Origin of the sequence: Streptomyces coryli, from assembly GCF_011044975.1 — a bacterium.
In the GTDB taxonomy this organism is placed as follows: Bacteria; Actinomycetota; Actinomycetes; order Streptomycetales; family Streptomycetaceae; genus Streptomyces; species Streptomyces coryli.
In genome coordinates, this window is the sequence record NZ_JAAKZV010000088.1 from 1 (window position 1) to 11,761 (window position 11,761).

Sequence of the window (11,761 nt, forward strand, 5' to 3'; positions counted from 1 at the left end):
GGAAGGGGGTGGGGGCGGGCGCCTTGGGCTGCCGGGTGCGGGCTTAGACATATGGCCAGTGAGGCACCGAGGCAGGTTCGCAGGACTAGCGACTGGCGACTGGCGGCTGGCGGCTGGCGGCTGGCGGCACCACGGCGTCACCTTGGAGGTCGCGACGGACCGGATCCGTACGGCGATGGAGAATCGAGAAGGCAGGGACGACGGCTGAAGGGGATCCCCGAGAGATCCCCAGCGTCGCCGCCCCCACCCCTGTGATGGGATGGATCCATGACTGACGCGCCCGCCGGCACCCTGACCACCTGGTATCTCGAGCAGACCGCCCCCGCGGACCTCGTTCCGCCGAGTGGTCGCGGGCGGGAGCCGATGATCATGCGTGCCGAGGTGCCGTCGCCCGAGCTGAATCGGTTCCTTTACGTCGCCGTGGGTGGTGACATCGCCTGGACCGACCGCCTCGTCTGGACGTACGAGCGGTGGCGGGAGCTCGTCGAGGCGCCGGGGACCGAGACCTGGATCGCATACGACCGGGGGACGCCGGCCGGGTACGTCGAGATGCAGGGGCAGGCGGACGGTGCCGTTGAAATCACGCAATTCGGGCTGATCCCGGCATTTCGCGGGCGTGGGATCGGTGGTGCCCTGCTCGCCCACGGCGTTGCCCGCGCCTGGGACCTCGCCGAGCGCTGGCCGGGGCGGGAGCAGACCCGGCGGGTCTGGCTACACACCTGCAGCGACGACGGTGAGCACGCGCTGGCGAACTACCAGAAGCGCGGGTTCCGGATCTACGACGTGACCACTGAAGAACGCGCCTCCTAGCGCACCCGCACCACCCCTCCACCCTGCACGTCTCACCATCCGAGCGACTCTCGTCCACATGCTGGATAACAGTGGACTCGCCCGAAGCCCCCATGCCACGCTTCCGTCATGTCTCGTGCTGGAGTTGCCCTGGTAAGTCGGCGTCACGTCGACCTCGCCCGCGTGTCCAGCGCCATCTGTCCGGCGGGCTGATAGTCCCAGCGCCCCCAGCACCGCCGAGATTCCCCCTTTTCACAGCGTTCAAAGCATCCCGCTGAGCCGCCCCCACCGTCGCGGGCGTGCCGCGATCTGTCCCCGTATACCGCCTGACTAAGCAGGTCAGCGCCCGCCTGCCTGCCCGAAGGACGTACCGCCATGGCCGATACCGCCCCGCGCCCCGCTGCGCAGAATCGCCGCAAGGCCGGCCGCCACCGCGGCGAAGGCCAGTGGGCCGTAGGCCACTTCACGCCGCTCAATGCCAATGAGCAGTTCAAGAAGGATGACGACGGTCTCAATGTGCGGACACGCATTGAGACGATCTACTCCAAGGCCGGATTCGACTCCATCGACCCCGCTGACCTGCGCGGACGCATGCGCTGGTGGGGTCTGTACACCCAGCGCAAGCCCGGGATCGACGGCGGCAAGACCGCGATCCTGGAGCCGCACGAGCTGGACGACGAGTACTTCATGCTGCGGGTGCGGGTCGACGGCGGGCAGCTGAGCGTGCAGCAGCTGCGCACCATCGGCGAGATCTCGCAGGAGTTCGCCCGCGGGACCGCGGACATCACCGACCGGCAGAATATCCAGCTGCACTGGATCCGGATCGAGGACGTGCCCGAGATCTGGCGCCGGCTGGAGGGCGTGGGCCTGTCCACCACCGAGGCCTGCGGTGACGTGCCCCGTGTGATCCTCGGCTCGCCCGTCGCCGGGATCGCCGCCGACGAGATCATCGACGGCACCCCGGCCATCGAGGAGTCGCACCGCCGCATCGTCGGCAATCCCGCCTTCTCCAACCTGCCGCGCAAGTTCAAGTCCGCCGTCTCCGGCTCCCCGCTTCTGGACATCGCGCACGAGATCAACGACGTCGCCTTCGTCGGCGTCGACCACCCCGAGCTCGGCCCCGGCTTCGACGTCTGGGTCGGCGGCGGGCTCTCCACCAACCCGAAGATCGGCGTACGGATCGGCGCCTGGGTGTCGATCGACGAGGTCGCCGACGTCTTCGAGGGCGTCGTGTCCATCTTCCGGGACTACGGCTACCGGCGGCTGCGCAACCGCGCCCGGCTGAAGTTCCTGGTCGCCGACTGGGGGCCGGAGAAGTTCCGGCAGGTGCTGGAGGACGAGTACCTGCTGCGCAAGCTCAACGACGGACCCGCCCCGGCGGCGCCGCTCGCCAAGTGGCGCGACCACATCGGCGTGCACCAGCAGAAGGACGGGCGCTACTACGTCGGCTTCGCGCCCAAGGTCGGGCGGGTCGACGGCACCACGCTCTCCAAGATCGCGGACCTCGCCGCCGAGCACGGCTCCGACCGGCTCCGTACCACCGTCGAGCAGAAGATGCTCATCCTCGATGTCACCGAGGAACAGGTGCAGCCGCTCATCGAAGCGCTCGACGCCCTCGGCCTCCAGGCCAAGCCGTCCGCGTTCCGGCGCGGCACGATGGCCTGCACCGGCATCGAGTTCTGCAAGCTCGCTATCGTCGAGACCAAGGCCCGCGGGGCCGCGCTGATCGAGGAGCTGGAGCGCCGGCTGCCCGAGTTCGACGAGCCGCTCTCCATCAACATCAACGGCTGCCCCAACTCCTGCGCCCGTATCCAGACTGCGGACATCGGTCTCAAGGGGCAGCTGGTCCGCGACAAGGACGGCAATCAGGTCGAGGGCTACCAGGTCCACCTCGGCGGCGCGCTCGCCATGGAGGACTCCACCTTCGGCCGCAAGGTGCGCGGCCTGAAGGTCACCGCGGACGAGCTCGCCGACTACATCGAGCGCGTCGTCCGGCGCTTCGAGGAGCAGCGCGCGGACGGCGAGCCGTTCGCGAAGTGGGCGGCCCGCGCCGATGAGGAGGCGCTGCAATGAGCAATCGAGCCGCCCCCTTCTACTGCCCGTACTGCGGCGACGAGGATCTTCGTCCGTCCGAGGAGGGCCACGGCGCCTGGGAATGCGGCGCCTGCAATCGCGCATTCAAGCTCTCGTTCCTCGGGCTGCTCGCCCGGGGCCTGACCAAGGGAGCGCCCGATGACGACAGTTGACCGAGCCGATCACCTGGAAGACCTCGCCACCCGTGCGGGCCGCGAGCTCGAGGACGCCTCCGCGCTGGAGATCCTCACCTGGGCCACCGACACGTTCGGCGACAAGTTCGCCGTCACCTCCTCCATGGAGGACGCGGTCGTCGCCCACCTCGCCTCGCGCGCCAGGCCCGGCGTGGACGTGGTCTTCCTCGACACCGGCTACCACTTCCCGGAGACCATCGGCACCCGCGACGCCGTCGCCGCGGTGATGGACGTCAACGTCCTCACCCTCACGCCGAAGCAGACGGTCGCCGAGCAGGACGCCGAATACGGCCCGAAGCTGCACGACCGCGACCCTGACCGGTGCTGCGCGCTGCGCAAGGTGGCGCCGCTGGAGCAGGGCCTCAAGGCGTACGACGCCTGGGCCACCGGGCTGCGCCGCGACGAGTCGCCGACCCGCGCCAACACGCCGGTCGTCGGCTGGGACGCCAAGCGGCAGAAGGTGAAGGTCTCCCCCATCGCCCGCTGGACGCAGGACGACGTGGACGCCTACGTGGCCGAGCACGGCGTCCTCACCAACCCGCTGCTGATGGACGGCTATCCGTCGATCGGCTGCGCGCCCTGCACCCGCCGGGTGCTCGAGGGCGAGGACGCGCGGGCCGGCCGGTGGGCGGGCCAGGGGAAGACGGAATGCGGGATTCACGGATGAGCGAGTCGAGCACCCAGAACAAGCCCGGGGCCACGGTCTGGCTCACCGGCCTGCCCAGCGCCGGCAAGACCACCATCGCCCGGGCCGCCGCCGCCGAGCTGCGCGCCGCGGGCCACCGCGTCGAGCTGCTCGACGGCGACGAGATCCGCGAATTCCTCTCCGCGGGCCTCGGCTTCTCGCGCGAGGACCGGCACATCAATGTGCAGCGGATCGGCTACGTCGCCGAGCTGCTGGCGTCCAACGGCGTCCTCGCCCTCGCCCCGGTCATCGCCCCGTACGCCGACAGCCGCGAGGCGGTCCGCAAGCGGCACGCGGCGCAGGGCACGCCCTACGTCGAGGTGCATGTCGCGACGCCGGTCGAGGTCTGCTCGGTACGGGACGTGAAGGGGCTGTACGCGAAGCAGGCAGCCGGCGAGATAGCGGGGCTGACCGGCGTGGACGACCCGTACGAGCCGCCCGCCGCGCCGGATCTGCGGATCGCGGCGCACGAGCAGAGCGTGACCGAGTCCGCCGCGGCGCTGATCGCGCTGCTCAACGAGAAGGGCCTGGCATGACGACGGTGACGACACCCGCTGAGGGCACGGATTCCCCGTACGCGCTGACCCACCTGGACGCTCTGGAGTCCGAGGGGGTGCACATCTTCCGCGAGGTGGCGGGGGAGTTCGAGCGGCCGGTGATCCTGTTCTCCGGCGGCAAGGACTCGATCGTCATGCTGCACCTGGCGCTGAAGGCCTTCGCGCCAGCGCCGCTGCCGTTCTCGCTGCTGCACGTGGACACCGGGCACAACTTCCCGGAGGTCATCGAGTACCGCGACCGGGCGGTGGCCGAGCACGGCCTGCGCCTGCACGTCGCGTCCGTGCAGGACTACATCGACCGCGGGGTGCTCAAGGAGCGTCCGGACGGGACCCGTAATCCGCTGCAGACCCTGCCGCTGACCGAGAAGATCCAGGCCGAGCGGTTCGACGCCGTCTTCGGCGGCGGGCGCCGGGACGAGGAGAAGGCGCGGGCCAAGGAGCGGGTTTTCTCCCTCCGCGACGAGTTCAGCCAGTGGGACCCGCGGCGCCAGCGCCCCGAGCTGTGGCAGCTCTACAACGGGCGGCACGCGCCCGGCGAGCACGTCCGGGTCTTCCCGCTGTCGAACTGGACCGAGCTGGACGTGTGGCAGTACATCGCCCGCGAGAAGATCGAGCTGCCGCAGATCTACTTCGCGCACGAGCGCGAGGTCTTCCGGCGCAGCGGCATGTGGCTGGCGCCCGGCGACTGGGGCGGCCCGAAGGACGACGAGACCATCGAGACCCGCCTGGTGCGCTACCGCACCGTCGGCGACATGTCCTGCACCGGCGCCGTCGACTCCGACGCCACCGGGCTCGACGCCGTCATCGCCGAGATCGCCGCCTCCCGGCTCACCGAGCGCGGTGCCACCCGCGCCGACGACAAGCTGTCCGAGGCGGCCATGGAAGACCGCAAGCGCGAAGGGTACTTCTAGACATGACCGCCACTCCGGCCACCACCGCCGCCGAGCAGCTCTCGGCCACCACCCTGCTGCGCTTCGCCACCGCGGGCTCCGTCGACGACGGCAAGTCCACCCTGGTCGGCCGGCTGCTGCACGACTCCAAGTCGGTGCTGACCGACCAGCTGGAGGCCGTCGAGCACGCCTCCCGCAGCCGCGGCCAGGAGGCGCCCGACCTGGCGCTGCTCACCGACGGCCTGCGCGCCGAGCGGGAGCAGGGCATCACCATCGACGTGGCGTACCGCTACTTCGCCACCGCGCAGCGCCGCTTCATCCTGGCGGACACCCCGGGGCACGTGCAGTACACCCGGAACATGGTCACCGGCGCCTCGACCGCCGAGCTGACGGTGATCCTGGTCGACGCCCGTAACGGCGTCGTGGAGCAGACCCGCCGGCACGCCGCCATCGCGGCGCTGCTGCGGGTCCCGCACGTGGTCCTCGCCGTGAACAAGATGGACCTCGTCGACTACGCCGAGGACGTCTTCGCCCGGATCGCCGGGGAGTTCACCGCGTACGCCACCGACCTCGGCGTCCCGGAGGTCACCGCCATCCCGATCTCCGCGCTCAACGGCGACAACGTCGTGGAGGTCAGCGCCCACATGGACTGGTACGGCGGCCCGACGGTGCTGGAGCACCTGGAGACCGTCCCGGCCAGCCATGATCTGACCGGCTGCCACGCCCGTTTCCCCGTCCAGTACGTGATCCGGCCGCAGTCCGCCGACCACCCGGACTACCGCGGCTACGCGGGCCAGATCGCCGCCGGCACCTTCCGGGTCGGCGAGGAGGTCACGGTCCTCCCCTCCGGCCGGACGACGAAGATCGCCGGGATCGACCTGCTGGGCACGCCGGTGGACGTCGCCTGGACGCCGCAGTCCGTCACGCTGCTGCTCGAGGACGACATCGACATCTCGCGCGGCGACCTGATCGCGCCCGCCTCCGACGCGCCCGCGGTCACCCAGAACATCAAGGCGACCGTCTGCCATGTGGCGGACGCCCCGCTGACCGTCGGCCACCGGGTGCTGATCAAGCACGCCACCCGTACGGTCAAGGCGCTGGTCAAGGAGATCCCGTCCCGGCTGACGCTGGACGACCTCTCCCAGCACCCGGACCCGCAGCAGCTGGTCGCCAACGACATCGGCGAGGTCGTGCTGCGCACGGCGGAGCCGCTGCCGGTCGACGACTACGCCGACTCCCGGCGCACCGGGTCCTTCCTGCTGATCGACCCGGCCGACGGCACCACGCTCTCCGCCGGCATGGCGGGCAACGCCTTCGCCGCGCATGCCGCCCCGGCCGCGGACGCCGCGGCCGACGACGACGGATGGGATTTCTGAGACCGATGGCAGCCACGGAAGTCTTCTCGACCTTCGCCAAGGAAGGCGGCCGCATCGGCAGCGGCCGGCGGGGCAGCGGGCAGGGCGGCACCGGGCGATGTGCGTGAGCACCCGCCTCCAGTCCCCCTTCCCATCCTTGCCGAGAGGAACTTCCTTCCCGTGTTCACGAGACGATCGCTCGCCGCCATAGCCGCCCTGCCGACCCTCGCCCTCGCCGTCAGCGCCTGCGGTTACGGCTCCGACGCCAAGGACGACAGCCAGAAGCCGGCCGCCGCCGCGAAGGGCAAGAAGCTCTCGGTGGACGAGGTGAAGATCGGCTACTTCGCCAACCTCACCCACCCCACCCCGCTGGTCGGCCTGAAGCAGAACGGCACCGGCATCATCAACAAGGAGCTCGGCGGCACCGCCGTCAAGCCGTCCGTCTTCAACGCGGGCCCGTCCGAGATCGAGGCGCTGAACTCCGGCTCCATCGACATGGGCTGGATCGGCCCGTCCCCGGCGATCAACGGCTTCGCCAAGTCCAAGGGCAAGTCCCTGAAGATCGTGGCGGGTTCGGCCTCCGGCGGCGTGAAGCTGGTCGTCAACCCGAAGAAGATCAAGTCCCTGAAGGACGTCAAGGGCAAGAAGATCGCCACCCCGCAGCACGGCAACACCCAGGACGTCGCCTTCCTCAACTGGGCGGCGGAGCAGGGCTGGAAGGTGGACCCCGAGTCCGGCAAGGGCGACGTGTCCGTGGTCCGTTCGGACAACAAGGTCACCCCGGACGCCTACAAGTCCGGCTCCATCGACGGCGCGTGGGTGCCGGAGCCGACCGCCTCGAAGCTCGTCGCCGACGGCGCGAAGGTGCTGCTGGACGAGCGGGAGCTGTGGAAGGACGGCAAGTTCATCATCACGAACCTGATCGTCTCGCAGAAGTTCCTCAAGGAGCACCCGGACGTCGTCGAGGCCGTGATCCGCGGCTCGGTGAAGACCAACGCCTGGATCAAGAAGAACCCGGACGACGCGAAGGCGCAGGCCAATGAGGCGCTGAAGGAGCTGTCCGGCAAGCCGCTGCCGGCCAAGGTGCTCGACCCGGCCTTCAAGTCCATCGACCTCACCGACGACCCGCTCGCGAACACCCTCGACCTCGAGGCGAAGCACGCGGTCAAGGCGGGCCTGCTGGAGAAGACCGACCTGAACGGCATCTACGACCTGTCGATCCTCAACAAGGTGCTGAAGTCCGAGGGCCTGCCGGCGGTCTCCGCGGCCGGGCTCGGCAAGCAGTAGGGAGGGAACCGGACATGACCCGGACACTGCTGACCAAGGCTGCCGACCTGAAGGACGGGACCGCGACGGCCGACACCGCGACCACGACGGACCCGGCGGTACGGATCACCGGCGTGCACAAGTCGTTCGGCCCTGCCCTGGTCCTCGACGACATCGATCTCGAGGTCAGGCCCGGCGAGTTCGTCTGCCTGCTCGGCGCGTCCGGGTGCGGGAAGTCGACCCTGCTGAACCTGGTCGCGGGCCTCGACTCGCCGACCGCCGGGGCCATCGAGGTGCCCGGCGGGAAGCGGCCCGCGCTGATGTTCCAGGAGCACGCGCTGTTCCCGTGGCTGACCGCGGGCAAGAACATCGAGCTCGCGCTGCGGCTGCGCGGCCTGCCGCGGGAGCAGCGGCGCCCGGAGGCGCAGCGGCTGCTGGAGCTGGTGCGGCTCGGCGACGCGTACAAGAAGCGGGTGCACGAGCTGTCCGGCGGCATGCGGCAGCGGGTCGCGCTGGCCCGCGCGCTGGCGCAGGACTCCGATGTGCTGCTGATGGACGAGCCGTTCGCGGCGCTCGACGCCATCACCCGCGACGTACTGCACGAGGAGCTGACCCGCATCTGGCGGGAGACCGGCGTCTCGGTGCTGTTCGTCACCCACAACGTCCGCGAGGCGGTGCGGCTCGCCCAGCGCGTCGTCCTCATGTCGTCCCGCCCCGGCCGGGTCAGCCGGGTGTGGGACGTTGAGCTGCCGCAGCCGCGGCGGATCGAGGACGCGGCGGTGGCCGAGCTGTCCGTCGAGATCACCGAAGAGCTCAGGGGGGAGATCCGCCGACATGGCCAGCACTGATACGTCACCGGCCCACTCCGATATCGCCGGCCTGGAAGCCGGCCTGGACGCGCTGGAGACGAAGGCCACCGACCGCACCCCGGTGCGGCAGGTGCTCCTCCAGAAGGTGCTGCCGCCCGTCACCGCCGTGCTGCTGGTCATCGTCCTGTGGCAGGTCCTGGTCTGGGCGGAGGTCACCGACGAGTACAAGCTGCCGCCGCCCGCCGACGTCGCCGACAGTCTCCAGCAGATGTGGCTCGAGGGCACCCTCCTCGAGGTCATCTGGACATCCGTCTCCCGCGGCCTGCTCGGCTTCCTGCTCGCCCTCGCCATCGGCACCCCGCTGGGCCTGATCGTGGCGCGGGTGAAGTTCGTACGGGCCGCGATCGGCCCGATCCTGTCCGGGCTGCAGTCGCTGCCGTCCGTCGCCTGGGTGCCGCCCGCGGTGCTGTGGTTCGGGCTCAACGACCAGATGATGTACGCGGTCATCCTGCTCGGCGCCGTCCCCTCCATCGCCAACGGGCTCGTCTCCGGCATCGACCAGGTGCCGCCGCTGTTCCTGCGGGCCGGCAAGACGCTGGGCGCGACGGGCCTCGCCGGGGCCCGGCACATCGTGCTGCCGGCGGCGCTGCCCGGCTATCTGGCGGGTCTTAAGCAGGGCTGGGCGTTCTCGTGGCGCTCGCTGATGGCCGCGGAGATCATCGCGTCGTCGCCCGACCTCGGCCTCGGCCTGGGCCAGTTGCTGGAGAACGGCCGCAACAACTCCGACATGCCCGGGATCTTCCTGGCGATCCTGCTGATCCTGATCGTCGGCATCGCCATCGACCTGCTGATCTTCAGCCCGCTGGAGCGCCGCGTGCTGCGCAGCCGCGGCCTCCTCGTCAAGAACTGAGCACCGCCATGAACCACCCCGCCCTCGTCCTGATAGCCCACGGCAGCCGCGACCCGCGGCACGCCGCGACCGTGCACGAGCTCATGGCGGGGGTGCGGGCGCTGTGCCCGCAGGTGCGTGCGGAGGTCGGCTTCCTGGACTTCGACACCCCGTCCGTACCGGAGACCCTCGCCCGGCTCGCGGCCGACGGGGTGACGGAGGCGGTGGCCGTGCCGCTGCTGCTGACCCGCGCCTTCCACGCGAAGTCCGACATCCCGGCGGCCCTGGCCGAAGCGGCCGTACGCCACCCGGAGTTGCGGGTACGGCAAGCGGCGGTGCTCGGCCCCTCGCCGCTGCTGCGGACGGCCCTGGAGCGGCGGCTCTACGAGGCGGGGCTGACGGCCGCCGACCGCCCGGCGACCGGCGTGGTGCTGGCGTCGGCGGGCTCCACCGACCCGGAGGCGATCGCAGTGATCGCATCAGTCGCGCGGGAGTGGCGGCGCACCGGTTGGTGCGCCGTGCGTCCTGCGTTCGCCTCCGCTTCCCTGCCCAGGACCGAGGACGCGGTACGGGCGCTGCGCGCGGACGGGGTGCGGCGGGTGGCCGTGGCCCCGTATGTCATCGCCCCCGGCCGGCTGCCGGACCGGATCGCGGCCGGGGCCGCGGACGCGGACGTCCTGGCGGATGTCCTCGGCGCGGCCCCGGAGCTGGCCGATCTGGTGGTGCGGCGGTACGGGGCGCTTACGCGCGGGCGAGGTCGGTTGTCGCCGGCAGCGCGTCGATGAACTCGTCGATGACGTCGAACAGCCGCAGCTCCGCCTCCGGCTTGAGGAGCGCGCCGCCGTCCTGACGGCGGTCGATGTGGCTGTCGAGCAGGAAGCAGCCCGCCACCACATGCCGCGCGCCGAGCGCGGTGAGCACCGGGCGGAGCGCGTAGTCGATGGCGAGGACGTGTGCGAGGGAGCCGCCTGTCACCAGCGGCAGAACCGTTTTTCCGGTGAGCGCGCCCTGCGGGAGGAGGTCCAGGAAGGACTTCAGCAGACCGGTGTACGCGGCCTTGTAGATCGGGGTGGCGACGATCACCGCCTCGGCCTCGGCGACGGCCTCCGTGGCCCGCGCGATGGCGGCCGAGTCGGTCCGCCCGTAAAGCAGCTCCGCGGCCGGCAGGTTTCGTATGACGAGGTGCTGCGCGTCGAATCCGGTGAGGGAAAGCCGGTCGACCGCGTGGTCGACGAGCAATGCGGTACGTGAATTCGCCGACGGACTTCCGGACAGGGCGAGAATGGACGTCATCAATCGCTCCACAGAGGAATTTCGGGCAGGCGGAAGCAACGCAATGGCGTGATTGCGCAAAAAAGGAGAGAAAGCGGGGAGGAGTGGTCAGCAGCCGGTGTGTGCGCGACAGATGGGCGCACAGATCGCGCTGGCGTGACGTCGCAGGTCGACGTGCAGGCGCGATACGAGAATGTCAGCTTGACTCACAACATGTGAGCATGGCAGCAACTGGATGTCCCCGTCAATGATTTCCGTCAATGGTAATCTGGGGCGCATGTCGACCGGCGAGTTCCTCTTCGCGCGCCACCACGTGGATCTGGTCCGCGTGGCAAGTGCGCTGTGTCGCTGCGGCCGTAACGGCTGACCGCACCGACACCGCACAAACTCCCGGAAGAGGAATCACCCCATGTCTGTCGTCCTGCAATCCCGCACGCCCACCCAGCTCGCCGAAACCGCCCGCCGCGCCGCCGCGGAGACCGGCTTCTGGCGCCCCCGGGTCCGCTTCGACGCCGCCGAGCGGTACTACGCCCGCCTCGAGGTCACCGACGACTACGAGGTGTGGCTGCTGACCTGGCTGCCCGGGCAGGGCACCGGCATCCACGACCACGGCGGCTCGTCGGGTGCGTTCACCGTGGTCCAAGGGGAGCTCACGGAGCGGACGTTCACCGCGGCGCCGACCCGCCCCTCCCCCTGGGCGCTGCCCGCCGGCGCGATCCGCGCCTTCGGCCCGCGGCATACGCACGAGGTCGTCAACCACGGCGCCGTACCCGCGGTGAGCGTCCACGCGTACTCCCCGGCCCTGACGTCCATGTCGTACTACGAGGAGCTCCCCGGGGGCGGCGTCGTGCTGCGCTCCACCAGCCCGGTCGACCGCTGACCAAGGTCCGCAACTGCCCGGCTACCAGCGGTAGTTGTAAGGGACACGACCCTCCCTCTGGTGGGGTAAACCCCACCCGAAGGGTGTAGACGACCACCGCGT

The 11,761-nt window shown here is 70.4% G+C and carries 16 protein-coding genes; 14 read left to right on the forward strand and 2 right to left on the reverse strand.

Annotated elements, in window-relative coordinates; translation table 11 throughout:
- Positions 1-267 precede the first annotated feature (267 nt).
- The 12 genes from G5C51_RS20220 (at position 268) to G5C51_RS20270 (ending at position 10,292) form a co-directional block, all read left to right on the forward strand.
- Positions 268-810, forward strand: coding sequence for a GNAT family N-acetyltransferase (locus G5C51_RS20220; RefSeq protein WP_165239381.1), 543 nt, complete (start codon positions 268-270; stop codon positions 808-810).
- Positions 811-918: 108 nt separating this feature from the next.
- On the forward strand, positions 919-1,002 hold the full coding sequence (locus tag G5C51_RS44075) for a putative leader peptide (protein ID WP_338118234.1): 84 nt from the start codon (positions 919-921) through the stop codon (positions 1,000-1,002).
- 162 nt (positions 1,003-1,164) lie between these two features.
- Positions 1,165-2,862 (forward strand): nitrite/sulfite reductase, encoded by a 1,698-nt coding sequence (locus G5C51_RS20225; protein WP_165239383.1) that lies wholly within the window; start codon positions 1,165-1,167, stop codon positions 2,860-2,862.
- Positions 2,859-3,035, forward strand: coding sequence for a hypothetical protein (locus G5C51_RS20230; RefSeq protein ID WP_165239385.1), 177 nt, complete (start codon positions 2,859-2,861; stop codon positions 3,033-3,035). Before G5C51_RS20225 ends, G5C51_RS20230 begins: the two co-directional genes overlap by 4 nt.
- Positions 3,022-3,723, forward strand: a complete 702-nt coding sequence (locus G5C51_RS20235) for a phosphoadenylyl-sulfate reductase (RefSeq protein ID WP_165239387.1) — start codon at positions 3,022-3,024, stop codon at positions 3,721-3,723. Before G5C51_RS20230 ends, G5C51_RS20235 begins: the two co-directional genes overlap by 14 nt.
- Positions 3,720-4,277 carry an adenylyl-sulfate kinase gene (gene cysC, locus G5C51_RS20240; RefSeq protein ID WP_165239389.1) on the forward strand — a complete coding sequence of 186 codons (558 nt, stop codon included), beginning with the start codon at positions 3,720-3,722 and terminating at the stop codon, positions 4,275-4,277. The genes G5C51_RS20235 and cysC overlap by 4 nt, the downstream gene beginning before the upstream one ends.
- Complete coding sequence (gene cysD / locus G5C51_RS20245; RefSeq protein WP_165239391.1) at positions 4,274-5,209, forward strand: sulfate adenylyltransferase subunit CysD; 936 nt, start codon at positions 4,274-4,276, stop codon at positions 5,207-5,209. Before cysC ends, cysD begins: the two co-directional genes overlap by 4 nt.
- A gap of 2 nt (positions 5,210-5,211) precedes the next feature.
- Positions 5,212-6,564 carry a sulfate adenylyltransferase subunit 1 gene (locus G5C51_RS20250; RefSeq protein WP_165239393.1) on the forward strand — a complete coding sequence of 451 codons (1,353 nt, stop codon included), beginning with the start codon at positions 5,212-5,214 and terminating at the stop codon, positions 6,562-6,564.
- A gap of 159 nt (positions 6,565-6,723) precedes the next feature.
- Positions 6,724-7,830 (forward strand): ABC transporter substrate-binding protein, encoded by a 1,107-nt coding sequence (locus tag G5C51_RS20255; protein WP_338118229.1) that lies wholly within the window; start codon positions 6,724-6,726, stop codon positions 7,828-7,830.
- Positions 7,831-7,844: 14 nt separating this feature from the next.
- Positions 7,845-8,657: an ABC transporter ATP-binding protein gene (locus G5C51_RS20260; protein ID WP_165239397.1), complete on the forward strand. Its 813-nt coding sequence runs from the start codon at positions 7,845-7,847 to the stop codon at positions 8,655-8,657.
- On the forward strand, positions 8,644-9,528 hold the full coding sequence (locus tag G5C51_RS20265; protein ID WP_165239399.1) for an ABC transporter permease: 885 nt from the start codon (positions 8,644-8,646) through the stop codon (positions 9,526-9,528). The genes G5C51_RS20260 and G5C51_RS20265 overlap by 14 nt, the downstream gene beginning before the upstream one ends.
- Before the next feature lie 8 nt (positions 9,529-9,536).
- Positions 9,537-10,292, forward strand: a complete 756-nt coding sequence (locus G5C51_RS20270; RefSeq protein ID WP_165239401.1) for a sirohydrochlorin chelatase — start codon at positions 9,537-9,539, stop codon at positions 10,290-10,292.
- On the opposite strand, the gene ssuE is transcribed toward G5C51_RS20270, so the two are convergent.
- Entirely contained in the window at positions 10,249-10,800 is a 552-nt protein-coding gene (gene ssuE, locus G5C51_RS20275; protein ID WP_165239403.1) for an NADPH-dependent FMN reductase, read from the reverse strand. The two genes, G5C51_RS20270 and ssuE, sit on opposite strands and share 44 nt — an antisense overlap.
- Positions 10,801-10,887: 87 nt before the next feature.
- Positions 10,888-11,058 (reverse strand): putative leader peptide, encoded by a 171-nt coding sequence (locus tag G5C51_RS44310; protein ID WP_420824833.1) that lies wholly within the window; start codon positions 11,056-11,058, stop codon positions 10,888-10,890.
- On the opposite strand from G5C51_RS44310, the gene G5C51_RS44315 reads away from it, so the two are divergent.
- Both G5C51_RS44315 and G5C51_RS20280 read left to right on the forward strand, forming a co-directional pair.
- A complete protein-coding gene (locus G5C51_RS44315) occupies positions 11,057-11,146 on the forward strand; it encodes a putative leader peptide (RefSeq protein WP_420824834.1) in 90 nt (29 codons plus the stop codon). The genes G5C51_RS44310 and G5C51_RS44315 overlap by 2 nt on opposite strands.
- 42 nt (positions 11,147-11,188) lie before the next feature.
- Complete coding sequence (locus G5C51_RS20280) at positions 11,189-11,659, forward strand: cysteine dioxygenase (RefSeq protein WP_165239405.1); 471 nt, start codon at positions 11,189-11,191, stop codon at positions 11,657-11,659.
- Positions 11,660-11,761 lie beyond the last annotated feature (102 nt).

Bases quoted from the DNA above. Each gene is read 5' to 3' on its own strand.
- ssuE (WP_165239403.1), bottom strand. From the start codon at position 10,800: ATGACGTCCATTCTCGCCCTGTCCGGAAGTCCGTCGGCGAATTCACGT.
- G5C51_RS44075 (WP_338118234.1), top strand. From the start codon at position 919: ATGTCTCGTGCTGGAGTTGCCCTGGTAAGTCGGCGTCACGTCGACCTC.
- G5C51_RS20220 (WP_165239381.1), top strand. From the start codon at position 268: ATGACTGACGCGCCCGCCGGCACCCTGACCACCTGGTATCTCGAGCAG.
- G5C51_RS20260 (WP_165239397.1), top strand. From the start codon at position 7,845: ATGACCCGGACACTGCTGACCAAGGCTGCCGACCTGAAGGACGGGACC.
- G5C51_RS20225 (WP_165239383.1), top strand. From the start codon at position 1,165: ATGGCCGATACCGCCCCGCGCCCCGCTGCGCAGAATCGCCGCAAGGCC.
- G5C51_RS20230 (WP_165239385.1), top strand. From the start codon at position 2,859: ATGAGCAATCGAGCCGCCCCCTTCTACTGCCCGTACTGCGGCGACGAG.
- G5C51_RS20280 (WP_165239405.1), top strand. From the start codon at position 11,189: ATGTCTGTCGTCCTGCAATCCCGCACGCCCACCCAGCTCGCCGAAACC.
- G5C51_RS20265 (WP_165239399.1), top strand. From the start codon at position 8,644: ATGGCCAGCACTGATACGTCACCGGCCCACTCCGATATCGCCGGCCTG.
- G5C51_RS20270 (WP_165239401.1), top strand. From the start codon at position 9,537: ATGAACCACCCCGCCCTCGTCCTGATAGCCCACGGCAGCCGCGACCCG.
- cysD (WP_165239391.1), top strand. From the start codon at position 4,274: ATGACGACGGTGACGACACCCGCTGAGGGCACGGATTCCCCGTACGCG.
- G5C51_RS20250 (WP_165239393.1), top strand. From the start codon at position 5,212: ATGACCGCCACTCCGGCCACCACCGCCGCCGAGCAGCTCTCGGCCACC.
- cysC (WP_165239389.1), top strand. From the start codon at position 3,720: ATGAGCGAGTCGAGCACCCAGAACAAGCCCGGGGCCACGGTCTGGCTC.
- G5C51_RS44315 (WP_420824834.1), top strand. From the start codon at position 11,057: ATGTCGACCGGCGAGTTCCTCTTCGCGCGCCACCACGTGGATCTGGTC.
- G5C51_RS44310 (WP_420824833.1), bottom strand. From the start codon at position 11,058: ATGCGCCCCAGATTACCATTGACGGAAATCATTGACGGGGACATCCAG.
- G5C51_RS20235 (WP_165239387.1), top strand. From the start codon at position 3,022: ATGACGACAGTTGACCGAGCCGATCACCTGGAAGACCTCGCCACCCGT.